Raw genomic sequence first — 456 nt, 5'->3', positions numbered from 1 at the left:
GATCTACCTGCTGGACGGGCATGGTGCGCCGCCAATGTAAAGCTCGCCCACCGCCCTGAACGGAACCGGCGCACCATGCCCGTCCAGCAGGTAGATCCGCGTGTTCGCTATCGGACGGCCAATCGGGACAATCGCCCCATCAAAGTCAGCCGGGCAACTCCAGGCTGTAACGTCGATAGCAGCTTCCGTGGGACCGTACAGATTGTGCAGGCCAGTCAAAGGCAATACGCGTCGAACTTTGTGCGCGACGGAGGCAGGAAGCGCCTCGCCACTGCACACGAGACGCTGCAGCGATGTGCAGCGATCAGCGCCCGTCGTGTCCATAAAGCTAACCAGCATGGATGGTACAAAGTGCGCAGTGGTGATCCTTTGGCTGAGGATCACTTTTACAAGCGCATCGGGGTCTTTGTGTGCCGCCGGTGGCGCTAGCACCAGGGTCGCCCCTTCAAGCAACGT

At 60.5% G+C, this 456-nt stretch carries 1 protein-coding gene; it reads right to left on the bottom strand.

Features of this window, described 5'->3' with window-relative positions:
* Window positions 1-3: 3 nt before the first annotated feature.
* A partial coding sequence (locus EOA33_RS38385) for an AMP-binding protein (protein ID WP_145989627.1) occupies window positions 4-456 on the bottom strand: 453 nt, incomplete at its 5' end.

The organism is Mesorhizobium sp. M4A.F.Ca.ET.050.02.1.1, from assembly GCF_003997725.1.
Taxonomy (GTDB): Bacteria; Pseudomonadota; Alphaproteobacteria; order Rhizobiales; family Rhizobiaceae; genus Mesorhizobium.
This window is presented reverse-complemented; position numbering and strand designations above follow the sequence as displayed.